This window comes from Rhizorhabdus dicambivorans (assembly GCF_002355275.1).
GTDB lineage: Bacteria > Pseudomonadota > Alphaproteobacteria > Sphingomonadales > Sphingomonadaceae > Rhizorhabdus > Rhizorhabdus dicambivorans.
Genome location: NZ_CP023449.1, coordinates 546,887 through 565,181, shown reverse-complemented (window position 1 = coordinate 565,181; position 18,295 = coordinate 546,887). Strand labels below are relative to the sequence as shown.

At 67.5% G+C, this 18,295-nt stretch carries 15 protein-coding genes; 10 read left to right on the top strand and 5 right to left on the bottom strand.

The genetic code is table 11. The features are described 5' to 3' along the window. Nucleotides 1-32: 32 nt before the first annotated feature. Complete coding sequence (locus CMV14_RS02680) at nucleotides 33-554, bottom strand: hypothetical protein (protein WP_066970092.1); 522 nt, start codon at nucleotides 552-554, stop codon at nucleotides 33-35. Between the two features lie 257 nt (nucleotides 555-811). Here CMV14_RS02680 and CMV14_RS02675 point away from each other — a divergent pair, with 257 nt between their 5' ends. From CMV14_RS02675 to CMV14_RS02665, 3 genes are all read left to right on the top strand, one after another. Continuing rightward, entirely contained in the window at nucleotides 812-3,883 is a 3,072-nt protein-coding gene (locus CMV14_RS02675) for a TonB-dependent receptor domain-containing protein (protein ID WP_096616425.1), read from the top strand. A 133-nt stretch (nucleotides 3,884-4,016) separates the two neighbouring features. Continuing rightward, nucleotides 4,017-6,008, top strand: a complete 1,992-nt coding sequence (locus CMV14_RS02670; protein WP_066970082.1) for a tetratricopeptide repeat-containing sulfotransferase family protein — start codon at nucleotides 4,017-4,019, stop codon at nucleotides 6,006-6,008. Nucleotides 6,009-6,082: 74 nt separating this feature from the next. Beyond that, the gene (locus tag CMV14_RS02665; RefSeq protein WP_066970081.1) at nucleotides 6,083-6,343 is read left to right on the top strand and encodes a hypothetical protein; all 261 of its coding nucleotides are present in this window, start codon (nucleotides 6,083-6,085) and stop codon (nucleotides 6,341-6,343) included. 68 nt (nucleotides 6,344-6,411) lie between these two features. Here CMV14_RS02665 and CMV14_RS02660 read toward each other — a convergent pair whose 3' ends face one another. After that, a complete protein-coding gene (locus CMV14_RS02660; protein ID WP_066970080.1) occupies nucleotides 6,412-7,125 on the bottom strand; it encodes a 2OG-Fe(II) oxygenase in 714 nt (237 codons plus the stop codon). A gap of 77 nt (nucleotides 7,126-7,202) precedes the next feature. On the opposite strand from CMV14_RS02660, the gene CMV14_RS02655 reads away from it, so the two are divergent. The 4 genes from CMV14_RS02655 to CMV14_RS02640 are packed head-to-tail and all read left to right on the top strand — an operon-like array spanning nucleotide 7,203 to nucleotide 9,713. Continuing rightward, nucleotides 7,203-7,457, top strand: a complete 255-nt coding sequence (locus CMV14_RS02655) for a hypothetical protein (protein WP_066970079.1) — start codon at nucleotides 7,203-7,205, stop codon at nucleotides 7,455-7,457. Between the two features lie 42 nt (nucleotides 7,458-7,499). After that, a complete protein-coding gene (locus CMV14_RS02650; protein WP_066970078.1) occupies nucleotides 7,500-8,465 on the top strand; it encodes an aspartyl/asparaginyl beta-hydroxylase domain-containing protein in 966 nt (321 codons plus the stop codon). Nucleotides 8,466-8,472: 7 nt separating this feature from the next. Next, nucleotides 8,473-9,096 (top strand): sulfotransferase family 2 domain-containing protein, encoded by a 624-nt coding sequence (locus CMV14_RS02645; RefSeq protein WP_066970077.1) that lies wholly within the window; start codon nucleotides 8,473-8,475, stop codon nucleotides 9,094-9,096. Then, nucleotides 9,096-9,713 carry an aspartyl/asparaginyl beta-hydroxylase domain-containing protein gene (locus tag CMV14_RS02640; RefSeq protein ID WP_066970075.1) on the top strand — a complete coding sequence of 206 codons (618 nt, stop codon included), beginning with the start codon at nucleotides 9,096-9,098 and terminating at the stop codon, nucleotides 9,711-9,713. Before CMV14_RS02645 ends, CMV14_RS02640 begins: the two co-directional genes overlap by 1 nt. A 106-nt stretch (nucleotides 9,714-9,819) precedes the next feature. On the opposite strand, the gene clpB is transcribed toward CMV14_RS02640, so the two are convergent. Next, complete coding sequence (gene clpB / locus CMV14_RS02635) at nucleotides 9,820-12,399, bottom strand: ATP-dependent chaperone ClpB (protein ID WP_066970073.1); 2,580 nt, start codon at nucleotides 12,397-12,399, stop codon at nucleotides 9,820-9,822. Nucleotides 12,400-12,591: 192 nt separating this feature from the next. Here clpB and CMV14_RS02630 point away from each other — a divergent pair, with 192 nt between their 5' ends. The 3 genes from CMV14_RS02630 to CMV14_RS02620 all read left to right on the top strand — a co-directional run bounded on the left by CMV14_RS02630 (nucleotide 12,592) and on the right by CMV14_RS02620 (nucleotide 16,438). Then, nucleotides 12,592-15,546 (top strand): M16 family metallopeptidase, encoded by a 2,955-nt coding sequence (locus CMV14_RS02630; protein WP_096367659.1) that lies wholly within the window; start codon nucleotides 12,592-12,594, stop codon nucleotides 15,544-15,546. Next, nucleotides 15,543-15,839, top strand: a complete 297-nt coding sequence (locus CMV14_RS02625) for a hypothetical protein (protein WP_066969663.1) — start codon at nucleotides 15,543-15,545, stop codon at nucleotides 15,837-15,839. Before CMV14_RS02630 ends, CMV14_RS02625 begins: the two co-directional genes overlap by 4 nt. A 116-nt stretch (nucleotides 15,840-15,955) precedes the next feature. After that, nucleotides 15,956-16,438, top strand: coding sequence for a hypothetical protein (locus CMV14_RS02620; protein WP_066969665.1), 483 nt, complete (start codon nucleotides 15,956-15,958; stop codon nucleotides 16,436-16,438). A gap of 164 nt (nucleotides 16,439-16,602) precedes the next feature. On the opposite strand, the gene CMV14_RS02615 is transcribed toward CMV14_RS02620, so the two are convergent. Together CMV14_RS02615 and purE are read right to left on the bottom strand one after the other, a co-directional pair. Next, entirely contained in the window at nucleotides 16,603-17,694 is a 1,092-nt protein-coding gene (locus CMV14_RS02615; protein WP_238147171.1) for a 5-(carboxyamino)imidazole ribonucleotide synthase, read from the bottom strand. Beyond that, the gene (gene purE / locus CMV14_RS02610; protein WP_066969669.1) at nucleotides 17,669-18,157 is read right to left on the bottom strand and encodes a 5-(carboxyamino)imidazole ribonucleotide mutase; all 489 of its coding nucleotides are present in this window, start codon (nucleotides 18,155-18,157) and stop codon (nucleotides 17,669-17,671) included. Before purE ends, CMV14_RS02615 begins: the two co-directional genes overlap by 26 nt. Between the last annotated feature and the right edge of the window lie 138 nt (nucleotides 18,158-18,295).

Here is an 18,295-nt window from a genome sequence, read left to right as displayed (position 1 = left end):
CCCCGCCGCGCAGCGACGGAGCAGGTTTCATCTCAGAACACCCGCTTGAACCGCACCAGATTGCTGTTGCCGATCGTGCCTAGATAGCCGCCCAACACCCCCTTCTTGATGACGACCTTGTCGCCCTTCAGCGGCTGGCGGTTGATCGCCTCGGTGGTTTCCCAGGTGCCGCTGTCCCGATCGAGCGCGACCGACCAGTAGAAGCCGGCGGGGCTGGCGGCGAGGACGGTGCCTTCGAGCCGGTCGATACCGGGATCGTCCATGCGGATGCCCTTGAGGCTGAACTTCGGCAGCGAGAAGCCGAACAGGGTGCGCCTCGTCTCCTTCAGGTCCTGCCGGGACAGCACCATCAGGTCGCCCTTCTTCCGGGCGGCGGCGACGGCCTGGGACTGGCTGTCGTAACAGGAGAGCCGCCCGGCATCCTCGGCTATCGAGCGGCAGTCGAGCAATTTGTCGAACAGCTCGGAACGGGCGGCGGCCTCGTCCGTTGCCGCTGCGGCAGGCGATGCCAGCAGCAGAGCCAGCACCAATGTCGTTGCGCGCACACTGACCATCGACGACCTCCCGTTCGTGAAATATTATAACCATCTCAACCGTAGACAAAGCAACGGGATTTCGCGACTGTTGCATAAATACGACATCCGGCCCGCAACATGTCCGGCGCATGAACCTGCGCTTTACAGTCTGATCGGATTTCTTGCACATCTGCCGGATACCCGAATGGAATGGGGAGGTGTGCCAGCGCCTGCTCCATTCCGTGACGGTTGGGCCCGGGGGTAACCCCCGCTCACTCCAGAAAAGGGACTGGAAAGTGACCATTACACAACAGAAGTTCAGCCGGTTCGGCCTGAGCACCAGCGCCGCCGCGGTCGCGTTGGCCATGGTCTTCGGCTCTTCGGCCGCCAACGCGCAGAGCGCGCCGGCCGAAGAGGGTGCCGATGACGTCATCGTCGTTACCGGTTCGCGCATCGCGCGTCCGAACCTCGAATCCAACAGCCCCATCCAGGTGGTGACGGGCGAAGAGACCGTCAAGAACGCGGACATCACGCTCGATACCTTCCTGAACACCCTGCCCCAGGTGAATCCGGCCGGTACGACGACCTCGAACAACCCGGGCAACAACGGCCAGTCGAACATCAACCTTCGCGGCCTCGGCTCGAACCGCAACCTGATCCTGATCAACGGCCGCCGTCCGATGGTGTCGGGCACCGACCAGACGGTCGACTTGAACACCATCCCGCAGGGCCTGATCGAGCGCATCGACGTGACCACCGGCGGCGCCGGCGCGGCCTATGGTGCGGACGCCATCGCGGGCGTGGTGAACATCATCACCAAGGACAATTTCTCGGGCATCGACCTGCGCGCCCAATATTCCAACTCGATCCCGAAGACCGATGCGCGCGAATATCAGTTCGCCGGCACGCTCGGCGGCAATTTCGACGAGGGCAAGGGCAACCTGGCCGTCTCGTTCGAATATTCGAAGCGCCAGGGCCTGATCAAGGCGCAGCGCGGCTTCGCCTCGCAGGCGACCTCGACCACCGGCACCTTCCCGACCGGCAAATACACCTCGGTCAGCGGCAACCCGATCCCGCAGGCGGCGATCAACGCGCTGTTCGCGAGCTACGGCACCCCGGCCAAGGACATCCCGACCGAAGGCCTGCTGGGCTTCAACTCGGACGGCTCGCTGTTCGGCCAGGGCACGTTCAACAATCCGCGCGACGTTGCGAACTTCCGCTACGGCCTGGATTCGCCGGCCAACCCGAACCTGAACTTCTTCCCCGACTTCTACAGCTACAATTTCGACATCGTGAACATCCTGGTGCTTCCGCTAAAGCGCAAGTCGGCGTTCCTGCAGGGCCATTATGAAGTCAGCCCGGCGTTCGACTTCTTCATCCAGGGCGGCTACACCGACTACAGCTCGGCCACCGCGCTGGCGCCGACCCCGCTCGGCACCACGATCCGCGGCGTCGGCCAGAACTCGCCGCTGCAGGCGAGCTCGCCGCTGATCCTGTCGGGCCAGTTCACGGGCCTCGTCGTTCCGACGACCAACCCGTTCATCTCGGCCAACCTGCGGACCCTGCTCAACGCGCGTACCGGCGACGATCCCCGCCTTGCGGGCGCGGGCGGCACCGAAGCCTTCCCGATCAGCTATCGCTTCCTCGGCACCGGCCTGCGCCAGCAGACCTTCCGCAACCGCGTGGCCCAGGGCCTGGCCGGTCTGCGCGGCGAGTTCGCGCCCGGCTGGCGCTACGAGGCCTATTACTCGTGGGGCGAGACCAACATCGACCAGACGGCGGCGGGCAACGTCAACGTCCAGAAGGTCCAGCAGCTGCTCGAAGCGGCTGATGGCGGCGCCAGCCTCTGCGCCGGCGGCTTCAACCCGTTCGGCATCCAGCCGCTGTCGGCCGAGTGCGTCAGCTTCGTGGACGAGGTCGGCAACACCGAGACCAAGTTCACCCAGAAGATCGCCCAGGCCTATGTCAGCGGCGAACTGGCCGAGCTTCCGGGCGGCACCATGTCGGTGGTGCTGGGCGCGGAGCAGCGCAAGTTCCGCTACGCGTTCGATCCGGGCTCGCTGTTCGGTCCGATCGCCGGCTTCAACACCAGCACGCCCGACCTCGGCACCAACAAGTTCACCGACTTCTTCGGCGAGCTGCTGGTTCCGATCGCCAAGGACCAGAGCTGGGCCGACACGCTTGAGCTCTCGCTCACCGCGCGTCACTCGACCAGCGACTTCAACGACATCCAGAACAACGTCAACGGAGCGCCGGCGAAGGATTGGGCTTATGGCGGCACCCTGACCTGGGCGCCTGTCCGTGAAGTCCGCTTCCGGGCCAGCTACCAGCATTCGGTGCGCGCGCCGAACTTCGGCGAGCTGTTCTCGGGTGGCGGCGGCTTCCCGCAGATCTTCGATCCCTGCTCGATCAACAGCAACTTCCGCACCACCCGTGGTGCGGCAGCGACCACGATCTGTCAGAATGCGGGTGCGGCAGGCGGCCTGGCCGGCCTGACCAGCACCTTCGTCGCGACCCCGGGCGCCCAGGCGTTCATCACGACGACCGGCAACCCGAACCTGAAGCCCGAATCGTCGGACGCCTTCACCATCGGTGCGGTGTTCAACGCGCTGGGGATCACCGGCTCGATCGACTATTACAACATCAAGGTGAAGGACGTTATCGCCGCACCGGACGTGAATGACATCATCGCGGCCTGCTACGGTTATAACAGCATCAACCCGAACCTGACGGTCGGCAGCCCGTACTGCAACGCCGTGTTCCGTTCGGGCGGCAACATCGCCGCGGTGTTCCTGCCGCCGGAGCTGGGCGGTGACCCGGCGACGGGCTACTTCCAGCAGATCAACCAGGGGACCATCAAGACCTCCGGTGTCGACGTCCAGCTGGGCTATCGCCTGCCGACCCCGTTCGTGACCGCCGAATCGTCGCTCAACCTGAATCTGATGCTGAACTATCTCATCGATTACACGGTTGTCGGCATCGGCAATATCAAGAACAAATATGCGGGCACCGCCTCCTATTTCGGCGCTGGTCTCGGCACCAGCTTCCCGAAGTGGAAGGCCACCGGCAACATCGCGTGGAACCTGAACCCGATCACGCTCAGCACCCGTATCCGCTACATCGACAGCATGAAGAACCGTGCTGCGGTGCAGTTCCCGGGCGAGACCTTCTCGGGTCCGAAGTCGGTCGTCTATTTCGACTTCGCCGCCGAAGCGACGGTCGAGAATGTCACGCTGCGTCTCGGCCTCAACAACGCCTTCGACAAGCAGCCGCCGACCTATGCCCCGAACGTCCAGTCGGGCACCGATCCGTCGCTCTACGACGTCATCGGACGGCGCGCCTATGTGTCGGCTCGCCTGAAGTTCTGATCTTCGGCGAAACGCACCTGAAAGGGGGGCGGGGTCCGGTACCCCGCCCCCTTCTTCTTTGCTCTTGGTTTCCCGCATTTTCCGAACCGTCAGGTGATTTCACCTGACTGGAAAATGCTTTAGAAAAACCGTGATGAACGCCCTCAACGACCGCTTCAAAGCCGCCTATGACGCGCTGGTGCGCGGCGATCTCGGTTCCGCGCTGGCCCAGGGCCAGGCGGTGCTCAAGGCGCAGCCGCGCAACCCCGCCGTGCTGCAGTTCCTGGGGGTTGTCTGCGCCCAGGCCGGCGATGCCGCGCGCGGCGCCGATTATTTCCGGCAGGCCATCGCCCATGGCGGCGACACGATCGACAACCGCGTCAACCTCGCCAAGGCGCTGCTCGCGCTCGGCCGGGCCGACGAGGCCGCCGCGCTGTGCGACGACCCCAAGGTGCGCGACCATGCCGACATGCAGCGGCTGCGCGCCGAAATCTTCAAGGCGCAGGGCCAGTCCGGCGAGGCGGTATGGGTCTATGAGGGGCTGACCGCCGCCAATCCCCAGGATTTCGAGGCGTGGAACAATCTGGGCAATGCCCGCCTGGCGCAGGGCGACCTGGAAAATGCGCTGATCGCCTTTCAGCAGGCGCGCGCGCTGCGCCCGCAATCACCGCTGGTCCACCTCAACATGGGCCGCACACTGCTGGCGCTCGACCGGCACCAGGATGCCTGCTTCGTGTTCGAGGAAGCCCATAAGCTCGACCCCCGCGATCCGATCCCGCTGCTCGAACTGGGCCGCACCTTCTGCTCGCTCGACCATGCCGAGGCGGCGCTGCCGCCGCTCGGCACCGCGGCGCGGCTGAACCCGCAGGACCCCGAGATATTCCTGGCGATCGGCATCGCCTTCACCGATCTCGCCAATCTGTCCCAGGCCGAACAGGCCTATCGCTTTGCGATCAAGGCACGGCCCGGCTTCGGCCCGGCCTGGCTGAACCTGGGCATATTGCTGGAACGCGACAACCGGATCGAGGAACTCGACCAGCTGATCGCCGACGCCGACGCGGCCGGCGCGCGTGGCGGCGAGATAGACTATCTGCGCGCGCTGTCGCTGCGCCGCCAGGGCCGGCTGGACGAGGCGCTGGACCTGGCCCGCGCGATCGACTCCGATGCGATCGACCGGACGATGGTGGAGCAGTTCATCGGCGAGGCCGCCGACCGGTTGGGCCGCACCGACGAGGCCGCCGCCGCCTTCGCCGAGATGAACCGCGCCGCCGCGCTGAGCCCGCTGGGCCAGAGCGTCGACCGGGGCGCCTATCAGCGCGACATCGAGCGGATCGAGGCGCTCACCACCCCCGAATTCTTCGCCCGATGGGCCGACGCGCCGCCGATCGACCAGCCGCCGGCCCCCGCCTTCCTGGTCGGCTTCCCGCGATCGGGCACGACCCTGCTCGACACGATCCTGATGGGCCACAGCCGCACCCATGTGCTGGAGGAGGTGCCGATCCTCGACAAGGTGGCCGCCGAGCTGGGGGATTTCACCCGGCTGGCCGAGATCGGGCCCGAGGAGATCGCCCGGCTCCGCGCGCTCTATTTCGCCGAGCTCGACAAGGTCTCGCCGCCGCCGGCCGGGGCGCTGGTGATCGACAAGAACCCGCTGTCGATGCTGCGGGTGCCGCTGATCCACCGGCTGTTCCCCGATGCGCGGATCATCCTGGCGATGCGGCACCCGGCCGACGTGGTGCTGAGCTGCTATATGCAGAATTTCAAGCCGACCGAGGCGATGTCGAGCTTCCTGGACCTGACCAACGCCAGCCGCACCTATGACCGCATCTTCCGCTATTGGGAGACATGCCGGGCGATCTTCCCGATCCGGGTGGAGACGATCCGCTATGAGGATCTGGTCGCCGACACCGAGGGGGCGGTGCGGCCGATTGTCGATTTCCTGGGCCTCGACTGGGAGGGACAGGCGCTCGATCACCAGCGCACCGCGATCGAGCGCGGCCATATCCGGACGCCGAGCTACGCGCAGGTGACGGAGAAGGTCTATGCGCGCGCCAGCGGCCGCTGGACCCGCTATCGCGAGCCGATGAAATATGCGCTGCCCGTGCTCGCCCCCTGGGCGGAGCGCTACGGCTATTCGCTGGAGTGATGCGGGAGGCGGCGACATTGAGCAGGCGCCACCGCGATAGTATGGAACAGGACATAGATTTCCGGAGTCGAACGATGCGTTACACCCATGGCTTCCTGCTTGCCGCGACGCTGGCCGCGCTGGCCCCGCTTCCCGTGCTGGCAGCCGACCAGCCGGCTTCGCAACAGCCGGCCGACGGCAGCAGGATCGTCTGCAAATCCCAGCCCACCACCGGCACCCGCCTGCGCACCAAGGTGTGCCATTCGATCGCCGAGTGGGAACTGATCTCGGAAGAGAACCGGCGCACGGCCAAGGAGATGGTCGGCCCCGTGGTCAACGGCGCGCGCGGCAACTGAGGCCCTTCGCCGGGATAAAGCGCCCGGCCTTCGCCAGCGGGCGGATCAGGCTCCGTTCAAACGGGCGTTCAGCGGTGCCGCAGCCAGCCCGTCACCGACAGGCGCGGCTCGGGCGCGAGCGGGGTGACATAGCTGACGCTGTGCATCGCCGGCACCGCGAACAGGCGCAGCGCCCCGAACATCGGCACATAGCCCTGCTCGACCAGGCCGTCCGCGCCATGGAACATCAGCAGCCCGCCCCATTCGGGTTGCCAGCCGTCCGACAGCCCCAGCACATAGGCGGCGCGCCGGTTCTTTCCGGCGACGTCATCATCGTGCCGGGTGAGGAAATGGCCGGCCGAATAGGCGGTGGCCTGCCCGTCGGCGAAGGCGATATCATCGGCGCCGGTGATCGCGGCGACCAGCGCCAGCACCTCGGGCGACGACATGAAGCCGACAAAGGCATCGAGCGGGGTCCGTCCGCGCATGGCGGGGTCGTCCGCGACGCGGATCGTCTCGTAGCGATAGTGGAAGCCGGTGCGGGCCGCTTCGACGACATGTCGGTCGAGATCGGCCAGCTGCGCGGCGGAGAGCTGGGCATAGCCCTGGCGCGGAATCTCGTACACCGCCTTGCCCGCGTTGAGCACCAGCGTCCAGTCATCCCGCGCGGCGAGATGCGCGCGCAGCCGGGCCGCATCGGCCGGCACGAGGAAGCCGCGGACCTCGACCCGCCCGTCGCGATCGAAGGCGGCTTTCAGCGCCTCCACGTCAAGGCCCCGCGCTATGCTGAAATCACTGCCCATCTGCCCGATCGAAAGCTGCCGCGGTTGCTAAGCCATGCACCTGCTGGTAAAAAATGCCAATAACTCCGGAGCATATTATGCGCAGCAAGATTGTGGTCATCCTGGCCGCTGCATTGACCTTCCCGGGCGCGGCCTTCGCGGTGGAATCCGGCCCGGCCGACGCCAAGGGCGACCCCGGCGACAAGGTGGTGTGCAAGACCCGCCCGCAGACCGGCACGCGTTTCCGCACCAAGGTGTGCCACACCGTCGCCCAATGGGACATCATCGCCGAGGAAATGCGCCGCACCGCGCAGGAGATGAACGGCCGGATCATCGAGGTGCGGCGCGAGTGACGACCCGTCCGCCGCGACCGGCCCCGAGCACGACCGCCTGACATGCGCCTCGATCGCCCGCTGCTGAAACTGCCGTGCCGTTACGACGCGGCCGCGCTGGCCGCCGAGGTGGCCGCGCTGCCGCCCTCCGCCTGGCTGCCCCACCCCGGCAAGCTGCCCGGCAACGACGCGGTGCCGCTGATCACCCCGGGCGGCACCATCTCCAACGGTTTCGCCGGGCCGATGGCGCCGACCGAGCATCTGCGCGCCTGCCCCTATATCATGCAGATCATGGCCGATATCGGCGCGGTCTGGGGCCGCAGCCGGCTGATGGGCCTCGCCCCCGGATCCGACGTGCCCGACCATGTCGACGTGGGCTATTATTGGCGCACCCATCTGCGCGTGCATGTGCCGATCGTCACCGAGCCCTCGGTATCCTTCACCGCGGGGGGCGAGACGGTGCATATGGCGGCCGGCGAATGCTGGGTGTTCGACACCTTCCAGATGCACCGGGTACGCAATGGCGGCAGCGCCAAGCGCGTCCACCTCGTCCTCGACACGGTCGGCGGCGAGCGGCTGTGGGATCTGGTGGCCGCCGCGCAGGCGGGCGCGGGCTCGGATGGGGCCGAGCTGGTGCCGCCGGGCGCCGCGAACGGCCCGATCGCCTATGAACAGGTCAACCTGCCCGAGATCATGTCGGGCTGGGAGATACGCTGCCATATCGACTATCTGCTCGGCCTGGCGCCGGCCGGCCCGGCGCTCGACGCGGTAGCGCCCCGGCTCGACCGCTTCGCCAGCAGCTGGATGGCGGTGTGGGCGGAGCATGGCCCCTCGCCCGCCGGCCTGCCCGCCTATCGCCGGCTGATCGAGACGGTGCGCGAGGATCTGCGCAGCCTGCGCGCCTCGGCGATCCTGCTGCACAACCAGGTGCCGCTGGACCGGGCGCTGGCCGAGCTGATTTTTCTGGTGGCGGTGCCCGCCGACCGCGCGCCGGCCGCGCCGGCCCCTGCGCTCGCCGCCGCCCGCTGACCCGTTCATGATCATATCGCACCAGCACCGCTTCATCTTCGCGGCCGTCCCCAAGACCGGCACCCATTCGGTTCGCCAGGCGCTGCGCCTCCACATGGGACCCGACGATGTCGAGCAGGCCCGGCTGATCGTCGAGAAGCGCTTCCCCTGGCCCGAACTGGCGAAGGTCGGCCATGGCCATCTGAGCTTCGAGGAGGTCCGCCCCTTCCTGGGCGAGGAGGCGTTCGGCGCCTATCTGAAGTTCGCCTTCGTCCGCAATCCGTTCGACCGCTTCGTCTCCTACTGCTCCTTCGCGACCAGCAAGCAGGGCAGTTTTCAGCGCGATCCACAGGGGGTGATGCGCCACTTCCTGTTCACCGCGCCGCCGGAGAACCACATGGTGTTCTGGCCGCAGCACCGCTTCGTCACCGGCCCCGACGGCGCGGTGCAGGCCGACATGATCGGCAAGGTGGAGACGATGCAGGCGAGCTATGACGCGATCTGCGAAAGGATCGGCGTGGCGCCGAGCGCGCTGGAGAAGGTCAACACGTCGCAGCGCGGCGATTATCGCGACTATTATGACCAGGAACTGATCGACGGGGTGGCGGCGCGCTATGGCCGCGACCTCGACCTGTTCGGCTATGATTATTGATGCGCGCGGCCCCGACCCCCAACCCGCGCAAGGCGCGCGGCCTGCGCCGGCTCGGCCCGGTCGACATCGCGGCGCTGCGCGCGGCGGTGCTGGCGCTGCCCGAGGCCGAATGGGACCGCGAGAATGCCGAGAAGCCCAACCGCTTCGAGGCGCTCGACGCGACCCGCCACATCGTCTTCCGCTTCGTATCCAACCTGAAGGACTGGCGATCGGACTATGACCGGCCGAACTGGCCGCAATGGCGGGCGCTGCTGGAGCCGGTGCTGGCCCAGGCGGTCGCGCCCTATGGCTATGCCAACGGCGTCTTCCCGCGCGTGATGCTGGCGCGGATGCCGGGCGGCGGCGTGATCAAGCCCCACCGCGACGCCAACCCCGCCGCCAAATGGCCGCACAAGATCCATGTGCCGCTGCAGACCAATGACGGCGTCACCTTCTTCACCGATGGCGTCGGCGAGCATATGCCCGAGGGCGAGGCGGTCGAGGTCGACAATATGGCGGTCCACGCGGTCGAGAACCGCGGCGCCGAGGACCGCATCCACCTGATCTTCGAATATTATGACGCCGACCAGCCCGAGCCGGAGTGGCTGGAGGCGGTGCTGGCCAACCCCGACCGATAACCGTCACCCCAGCGCAGGCTGGGGTCCATGCCTCTGGCCACCCGAGATGGCATCTGAGAAGGAGGACATGGATTCCTGCCTTCGCAGGAATGACGGTTGAATAGGATCACCCCACCTTCAGCTCCAGCTTGCCGTCGCCCTCGTCGATCGTCAGCGCCGAGCCGTCGGGCACCTCGCCCTTGAGCAGCGCTTCGGCGAGCGGGTCCTGCAGATATTTCTGCACCGCGCGCTTCAGCGGGCGCGCGCCATAGACCGGGTCATAGCCGACCCGGCCGAGCCAGGCGCGCGCGCCGTCGGTGAGGTCGAGCCTGATCTTGCGGTCCTTGAGCAGCTTGCCGACCCGGCCGACCTGGATGTCGACGATCGGGCCCATATGCTCCTGGCCGAGCCGGTGGAACAGGATAATCTCGTCGAGCCGGTTCAGGAATTCGGGCCGGAAATGGGCGCGCACCACGTCCATCACCTGATCCTCGACGCTCTCGACCGGCTGGCCCTCGCCGAGATTGGCGAGGAACTGGCTGCCGAGGTTCGAGGTCAGGATGATCAAGGTGTTCGAGAAGTCGACCGTGCGGCCCTGGCCGTCGGTCAGCCGCCCGTCGTCGAGCACCTGGAGCAGCACGTTGAACACGTCGCCATGCGCCTTCTCGACCTCGTCGAACAGCACGACCTGATAGGGCCGGCGCCGCACCGCCTCGGTCAGCACGCCGCCCTCCTCATAGCCGACATAGCCGGGAGGGGCGCCGATCAGCCGGGCGACCGAATGCTTCTCCATGAACTCGGACATGTCGATGCGGACCATCGCCGAATCATCGTCGAACAGGAAACCGGCCAGCGCCTTGGTCAGCTCGGTCTTGCCGACGCCGGTCGGCCCGAGGAACAGGAAGCTGCCGAGCGGCCGGTTCGGGTCCTGCAGGCCGGCACGGCTGCGGCGGACGGCGCGGGAGACCGCGTCGATCGCGTCCTTCTGGCCGATCACGCGCTTGCCAATCATCTCCTCCATGGCGAGCAGCTTCTCGCGCTCGCCCTCGAGCATCTTGTCGACCGGAATGCCGGTCCAGCGGCTGACGACGCCGGCGATGTCCTCGGACGTCACCTCCTCGCGCAGCATCGCGCCCGCCGACGCGCCCTGCGCCTCGGCCAGTTCCTTCTCCAGATTGGGGATGACGCCGTAGCTGAGCTCACCGGCACGGCCGAGGTCGCCGCGCCGCTGCGCCTGGTCCAGCTCCATCCGCGCCGCGTCGAGCTGCTCCTTGATCTTCGCCTCGGCGTTGATCTTGTCCTTCTCGCCCTGCCAGCGGGTGGTCAGCTCGGCCGACTGCTCCTCCAGCTCGACCAGATCGGCCTCGAGCGCGTCGAGCCGGTCCTTGGAGGCCGCGTCGGTCTCCTTCTTCAGCGCCTCGCGCTCGATCTTGAGCTGGATGATCCGCCGGTCGAGATTCTCGATCTCCTCGGGCTTGGACTCGACCTCCATGCGCAGCCGCGACGCGGCCTCGTCCATCAGGTCGATCGCCTTGTCGGGCAGGAAACGGTCGGTGATGTAGCGGTTGCTGAGCGTCGCCGCCGAGACCAGCGCCCCGTCGGTGATCCGCACGCCATGGTGCAGCTCATATTTCTCCTTGAGCCCGCGCAGGATCGAGATGGTGTCCTCGACCGTCGGCTCGCCGACGAACACCGGCTGGAAGCGCCGCTGCAGGGCCGGGTCCTTCTCGACATATTTGCGGTATTCGTCGAGCGTGGTGGCGCCGATGCAGTGCAACTCGCCACGCGCCAAAGCGGGCTTGAGCAGGTTGCCGGCGTCCATCGCGCCTTCCGACTTGCCCGCGCCGATCAGCGTGTGCATCTCGTCGATGAACAGGATGATGTCGCCCTCGGCGCCCTTCACCTCGTCGAGCACGCCCTTCAGCCGCTCCTCGAACTCGCCGCGATATTTGGCGCCCGCGATCAGGCTGCCCATGTCGAGCGCCATCACCTTGCGGTCCTTGAGGCCATCGGGCACGTCGCCATGCGAGATGCGCAGCGCCAGCCCCTCGGCGATCGCGGTCTTGCCGACGCCGGGTTCGCCGATCAGGACGGGGTTGTTCTTGGTGCGCCGCGCCAGCACCTGGATGGTGCGGCGGATCTCCTCGTCGCGGCCGATCACCGGATCGAGCTTGCCATCGCGCGCCGCCTGGGTCAGGTCGCGGGCGAATTTCTTGAGCGCGTCATAGCGGTCCTCGGCGCTGGCGGTGTCGGCGGTACGCCCGCCGCGCAGCTCGTTGATCGCGCCGTTCAGCGCCTCCGCGCGCACGCCGGCCTCGGCCAGAGCCTTGCCCGCCGGAGTGGTGGTGGCAAGGGTGAGCGCGAGCAGCATCCGCTCGACGGTGACGAAGCTGTCGCCCGATTTCTGGGCGACCTGCTCGGCCTGGTCGAGCACCCTGGCGATGTCGTTGTCGAGGCCGGGCGTCGCCTGCGCCCCGCTGCCGCTGACCGCCGGGATCTTCGCCAGCGCCGCGTCGGTGGCGCGCATCGCCACGCCGGCATCGCCGCCGGCCGCCTTGATCAGGCTGGACGCCATGCCCTGCTCATCCTCGAGCAGCGCCTTCAGCAGATGTTCGGGCGCGATCCGCTGATGGCTGTTGCGGATCGCAACGGTCTGCGCCGATTGGAGGAAACCCTTGGCGCGGTCGGTGAATTTTTCGAGGTTCATGCCTGATCCCTGTCTCTGATCCGCATCATATGGTGTGGCTTTTATGCAACACAAGCCCCTTGCCGTCCCTGAATATAGGAAGCGGCGGGACGAACGCACCAGCCCTTTCGACGGGCGTATTGCGCAAATATTGCACCGGCCGGCCCAGCGGCTAGAGTGGCGCCATCTTCCCTGTCCGGAAAGCTTTCCCTGATGCGTCGTTCCCTGTTCCGTCCGATCGCCGCGCTGCTGCTCGCGACGTCGCTCACCGCCCCTGCACCCATGGCGTTTCTTGGCGCTGCCGAACCCGCCTCGGTCGCCGCGCTCGTGAAGGCGGTCGACATCCCCTATGACAGCTTCACCCTCGACAACGGCCTGCGGGTGATCGTCCACAGCGACCGCAAAGCGCCGGTCGTGGCAGTGTCGGTCTGGTATCATATCGGCTCGAAGGACGAGCCCGCCGGCAAGACCGGCTTCGCCCATCTGTTCGAGCATCTGATGTTCAACGGATCGGAGAACGCCAATGAGGACTTCTTCAAGCCGCTGGAATCGGTCGGCGCGACCGACCTGAACGGCACCACCTGGTTCGACCGCACCAATTATTTCGAGACGGTGCCAACCGGTGCGCTCGACATGGCGCTGTTCCTCGAATCCGACCGGATGGGCCATCTGCTCGGCGCGATCGACAAGGCCAAGCTCGATAACCAGCGCGGCGTCGTCCAGAACGAGAAGCGGCAGGGCGACAACGAGCCCTATGGGCTGGTCGAATATGCCCAGCTGAAGGCGCTGTTCCCCGAGGGCCATCCCTATCGCCATTCGACGATCGGATCGATGCAGGACCTGGACAATGCCAGCCTCGACGACGTCAAGAACTGGTTCCGCGCGCATTATGGACCGAACAACGCGGTGCTGGTGCTGGCCGGCGATCTCGACCTGGCGACCGCGAAGGCCAAGGTACAGAAATGGTTCGGCGATATTCCGCGCGGCCCCGAGACGGCACGGCGCGAGGTCAGCGTCCCCAGCCTGAAGGCGCCGGTCGATCAGGTGATGAAGGACCGGGTCGCGCAGACCCGCATCTATCGCAACTGGGTGGTGCCGGGGCTCAACGATCCCGACCTGATCCCGCTCGACCTCGGCATGGACGTGCTCGGCGGGCTCGCCTCGTCGCGGCTCGACAATGCGCTGGTGCGCAAGGCCAAGACGGCGGTGTCGGTGACGGCCGGCGTCCAGCAGTTCGAGAAGATCTCGATGGTGGAGGTGACCGCCGACGTGAAACCGGGCGTCGACGCGAAGCTGGTGGCGAAGCAGCTCGACGATCTGATCGCCGAATTCGTGAAGAAAGGCCCGACCGCCGACGAGGTGAAGCGCGCCGCCACCAAGCAGGTCGCGGGCGAGATCGCCGGGCTGGAGACGGTGGGCGGCTTCAGCGGCAAGGCGGTGACGCTGGCCGAGGGCGCGGTCTATTCGAACGATCCGGAGAAGTACAAGAAGGACCTCGCCGCCGCCGCCGCGGCGACCCCGCAGTCGATCCGCGCCGCGCTCCAGAAATGGCTCAACCGCCCCGCCTACCGGCTGGTCGTGGAGCCCGGCGAGCGGACCGATACCGACATGGCGGCCGCCGGCGGCAGCGCCCGCGAGGGGATGAGCCCGGCCTGGTATCGCAATCCGAAATATGCCGAGAACGGCAAATTCGTCGCCCCGGCGGAGGCCGGGGCCGCCATGGCTTTGGCGATGGTGTCGGGACAGGAGCCTCTGGTGGCCCCGGCCTCCGCCGGGGCGACGTCAAGGCCGCTCGCGAAGGTCGACCGCTCCTCGCCGCCCAAGGTGGAGGACATCAAGGACCTCACCTTCCCCGCGGTCGAGCGCGCCACCCTGTCGAACGGGATGCAGGTGGTGTTCGCCCGGCGGACGACGGTGCCGACGGTGCGCGTCTCGGTCGCCTTCGACGCGGGCAACGCGGCCGATCCCAAGGCCAAGCTCGGCACCCAGGGGCTGATGCTGTCGCTGCTCGACGAGGGCGCGGGCAAGCTCGATTCGATCGGCATCGCCGAGGCGCAGGAGCGGCTGGGCGCGCAGATCAGCTCATCGGCGACGATGGACCGCACCAGCGTCTCGATGTTCGCGCTGAAGGCCAACCTCGCCCCCTCGCTCGACCTGCTCGCCGACATCATCCAGCGGCCGACCTTCGCGCCCGCCGAGATCGAGCGGCTGCGCGCCCAGATCCTGGCCAGCATCAGCGCCGAGAACGCCCAGCCGCGCGGCATCGCCCGGCGGACCCTGCCGATCCTGCTCTATGGCAAGATGCATCCCTATGGCGTGCCGCTGTCGGGCAGCGGCACCGAGGAAGGCGTCAAGGCCGTCACCCGCGCCGATCTGCTCGCCTTCCATGCGAGCTGGATCCGGCCCGACAACGCCAAGATCTTCGTCACCGGCGACACCACGCTCGACGAGCTGAAGCCGCTGCTGGAGGCGCGCTTCGGCCGCTGGGCCGCGCCCGCCGCGCCCAAGGGCGAAAAGCTGTTCGCGATGGACCGGATGGCGCGGCCCGCCCGCATCGTCCTGATCGACCGGCCGCAGAGCCCGCAAAGCTACATCATGGCGGGGCAGCTGCTGCCGGTGAAGGGGCTCGACGATCCGATGAGCCTGGTCGTCGCCAATGAGGTGCTGGGCGGCAGCTTCCTGTCGCGGCTCAACATGGACCTGCGCGAGACCAAGGGCTGGGCCTATGGTGCCTTCACCCAGGCGCCGATGCTGCGCGAGACGATGCCGCTCTACCTCGTCGCCCCGGTCCAGACCGACAAGACCGGCCCCTCGATCGCAGCGGCGATCGCCGACATGAAGGCGTTCCTGACCACCAAGGGCATCGACGACGAGGAGCGCGAGCGCACGATCAACAACCAGATCCGCTCGCTGCCCGGATCGTTCGAGACGTCGAACGACCTGCTCGGCGCGCTGCTCCAGATCGACTCGCTGCGCCGGCCCGACGATTATTATGAGAAGCTGCCGGCGCGCTATCGGGCGCTGACCGCCAAGGAACTGGACGCGGCGGCCCGCGCGGTGATCCGGCCCGACGACTTCATCTGGGTGGTGGTCGGCGACGCTGCCAAGGTCGAGCCGCAGCTCAAGGAGATCGGCCTGCCGGTGGAGCGGATGAGCATCGGCCAATGAGCGTCGAGATCTGGGACTGCGTGACCAGGGCACCGTTCGGCGAGCAGGCCTCGGTCCTCACCATCATCCGCGACGGCGATCGCTTCACCGGCAGCAACGTCGCCGACATCGGCGAGCTGCCGGTGATCGACGGCCGCATCGAAGGCGACCGGCTGCTATGGAAGATGCCGACCGAGAAGCCGATGCGGATGACGCTGGTGGGCAAGGCGGTGGTGGATGGCGACCGGCTGACCGGCACGGTGACGATGGGCGCCTTCGGCAAGGCGGAGATGACGGGGGTGCGACGGGGCTAGCCGGCCCTTCTCCCCGTCTTCCGGCAGGGGGGAACGGCGCGGATTTACCCATCATGCCAGATATTTGAGACGCGCCGGTCATGATCCGTTAGGATGGGGCGATTATCCTCGCCGTCATGGAAGACTGTTGCCTGGAACCGTCCGCACCTTCACCGCTCACCCATAGCTGGCCGCTGTTCGAGCGCGACCAGCGCTTCGATCTGGGCCATGACTTCCGCTGGTCGGGTGCCGCGCTGGTCGATCCGTCGCTCGACGAGCGGATGCTGGCGGGGCGCGGGTTGGGCGTCTGGGAATGCGATCTGGCCGACAGCCGGCTGACCTGGTCGTTCGGCGTGTTCGATCTGTTCGGCCTGCCGCGCGGCGCGGAGGTAAGCCGTGACGAGGCGCTGGGGCTCTATGCCGAACCGTCGCGCGCTGCGCTCGAACGGCTGCGCGGCCACGCGATCCGCCACCGCCGCGGCTTCACCCTCGATGTCGAACTGCGCCCCGCCGACGGCGGCGAACGCTGGATGCGGATCGTCGCCGCACCGGTCTGCGTCGATTATCAACCCATCCGCCTGCACGGCTTCAAGCGCGACGTGACCGACGAATATCGCTGAGCCTTTACACCGTCATCCCGGCGAAAGCGGGACCTTTGCGTAAAAAGCGTCCGCTCCCCAACACGCGTCATCCTCGCGGATGCGGGGATCGATAAGCCCTTCGCCCAAGAGGTTCGAGCTTCAGAGAATATGGATTCCCGCCTGCGGGAATGACGGTAGTGGGGCTATTCGAAGAACAGCTTCGTCACATGCCCCATCTTGCGGCCCGGGCGGGCCTGGCCCTTGCCGTAGAGGTGGAGGTGCGCTGCCGGGTCCGACAGGATCATGTCCCAGTCGCCGGCCTGCGCACCGATCAGGTTGCGCATCTCGACCCGGGGCGCCGCGCGCGCGGTGGAGCCGAGGGGGAGGCCGCAGATCGCGCGGATATGATTCTCGAACTGCGAGGTGACCGCGCCCTCGATCGTCCAGTGGCCGCTATTGTGGACGCGGGGGGCCATCTCGTTGAACACCGGGCCTTCGGCCGTGTCGAAATATTCGATCGCCAGCACGCCGACATAGTCGAGCTCGGCGACGATCTTCCCGGCCAGCGCCTTCGCCGCCGCGACCGTCGCCTCGTCCAGCTGGGCGGGCACCGCCGAGAGCGCGAGGATGCCGTCCTCATGGACGTTCAGCACCGGATCCCAGATCGCGGTGGTACCGTCGGCGCCGCGCACGATCACGATCGAGAATTCGCGCTCGAAATCGACGAAGCCCTCCAGCACCGCCGGCGCCCAGGCGAGCGCCGCCCAGGCCTCGTCGGCGTCGGCCGCGTCCTTGAGCCGCGCCTGGCCCTTGCCGTCATAGCCGAAGCGCCGCGTCTTGAGGATCGCGGGCGCGCCGATCAGCTTGACCGCCGCGTCGAGATCCTCGCGGCTCGACACCACCGCCCAGGGCGCCGGGCGGCCGCCGATCGCCTGGACGAAGGCCTTTTCGGTCGCGCGGTCCTGCGCGGTCGCGAGGGCGCGGGGGTGCGGGGCGAGCGGCACCCGCAGGCTTTCCAGCGGCGCGACCGGGATATTCTCGAACTCATAGGTGATGACGTCGACGCCCTGCGCGAAGGCCTGCAGCGCCGCGACATCGTCATAGCTGCCCTGCACCCAGCGCGCCGAGACATCCGCCGCCGGGCCGCTCGGCTCGGGCGCGTAGATCGCCGAGCGATAGCCGAGATTGGCCGCCGCGATGCTGAGCATCCGGCCGAGCTGGCCGCCGCCGATGATGCCGATGGTCTTGCCGGGCGGGATCATCACGCGATCAGTCGTGGGGCTCGACCGCGACATCGGCGGTCTGCTTCGCGCGCCACGCATCGAGACGCGCGGCGAGGGCCGGATCGGTGGTGGCGAGGATCGCGGCGCCGAACAGCGCGGCGTTGATCGCGCCCGGCTTGCCGATCGCGAAGGTGCCCACGGGCACGCCGCCGGGCATCTGGACGATCGACAACAGGCTGTCCATGCCCTTGAGCGCCTTGGATTCGACGGGCACGCCCAGCACCGGCAGCCGCGTCATCGACGCGGCCATGCCCGGCAGATGGGCCGCGCCGCCCGCCCCGGCGATGATCGCCCTCAGGCCGCGCTCCACCGCCGATTTCGCATAATCATAGAGCCGGTCCGGCGTGCGGTGCGCCGAGACCACCAGCGTCTCATGCGGCACGCCCAGCGCGTCGAGCGTGGCGGCGGCGTGGGACATGGTCTCCCAGTCCGAGCGGCTGCCCATGATGATCCCGATCAGCGGTGCTTCAGCCATAGAGTCCCTAGATCCTCCCTGCCGCGAAGCGGTGGGGAGGGGGACCGCCGCAGGCGGTGGAGGGGTCTGCGACCCCTACCCCTCCACCACCCTGCGGGTGGTCCCCCTCCCCATCCGTGATGGGGGGGATCTTCATCT

Bases quoted from the DNA above. Each gene is read 5' to 3' on its own strand.
- CMV14_RS02625 (WP_066969663.1), top strand. From the start codon at position 15,543: ATGAGCGTCGAGATCTGGGACTGCGTGACCAGGGCACCGTTCGGCGAG.
- CMV14_RS02660 (WP_066970080.1), bottom strand. From the start codon at position 7,125: ATGGGCAGTGATTTCAGCATAGCGCGGGGCCTTGACGTGGAGGCGCTG.
- clpB (WP_066970073.1), bottom strand. From the start codon at position 12,399: ATGAACCTCGAAAAATTCACCGACCGCGCCAAGGGTTTCCTCCAATCG.
- CMV14_RS02670 (WP_066970082.1), top strand. From the start codon at position 4,017: ATGAACGCCCTCAACGACCGCTTCAAAGCCGCCTATGACGCGCTGGTG.
- CMV14_RS02665 (WP_066970081.1), top strand. From the start codon at position 6,083: ATGCGTTACACCCATGGCTTCCTGCTTGCCGCGACGCTGGCCGCGCTG.
- CMV14_RS02680 (WP_066970092.1), bottom strand. From the start codon at position 554: ATGGTCAGTGTGCGCGCAACGACATTGGTGCTGGCTCTGCTGCTGGCA.
- CMV14_RS02640 (WP_066970075.1), top strand. From the start codon at position 9,096: ATGCGCGCGGCCCCGACCCCCAACCCGCGCAAGGCGCGCGGCCTGCGC.
- CMV14_RS02645 (WP_066970077.1), top strand. From the start codon at position 8,473: ATGATCATATCGCACCAGCACCGCTTCATCTTCGCGGCCGTCCCCAAG.
- CMV14_RS02615 (WP_238147171.1), bottom strand. From the start codon at position 17,694: ATGTCGCGGTCGAGCCCCACGACTGATCGCGTGATGATCCCGCCCGGC.
- CMV14_RS02620 (WP_066969665.1), top strand. From the start codon at position 15,956: ATGGAAGACTGTTGCCTGGAACCGTCCGCACCTTCACCGCTCACCCAT.
- purE (WP_066969669.1), bottom strand. From the start codon at position 18,157: ATGGCTGAAGCACCGCTGATCGGGATCATCATGGGCAGCCGCTCGGAC.
- CMV14_RS02655 (WP_066970079.1), top strand. From the start codon at position 7,203: ATGCGCAGCAAGATTGTGGTCATCCTGGCCGCTGCATTGACCTTCCCG.
- CMV14_RS02650 (WP_066970078.1), top strand. From the start codon at position 7,500: ATGCGCCTCGATCGCCCGCTGCTGAAACTGCCGTGCCGTTACGACGCG.
- CMV14_RS02630 (WP_096367659.1), top strand. From the start codon at position 12,592: ATGCGTCGTTCCCTGTTCCGTCCGATCGCCGCGCTGCTGCTCGCGACG.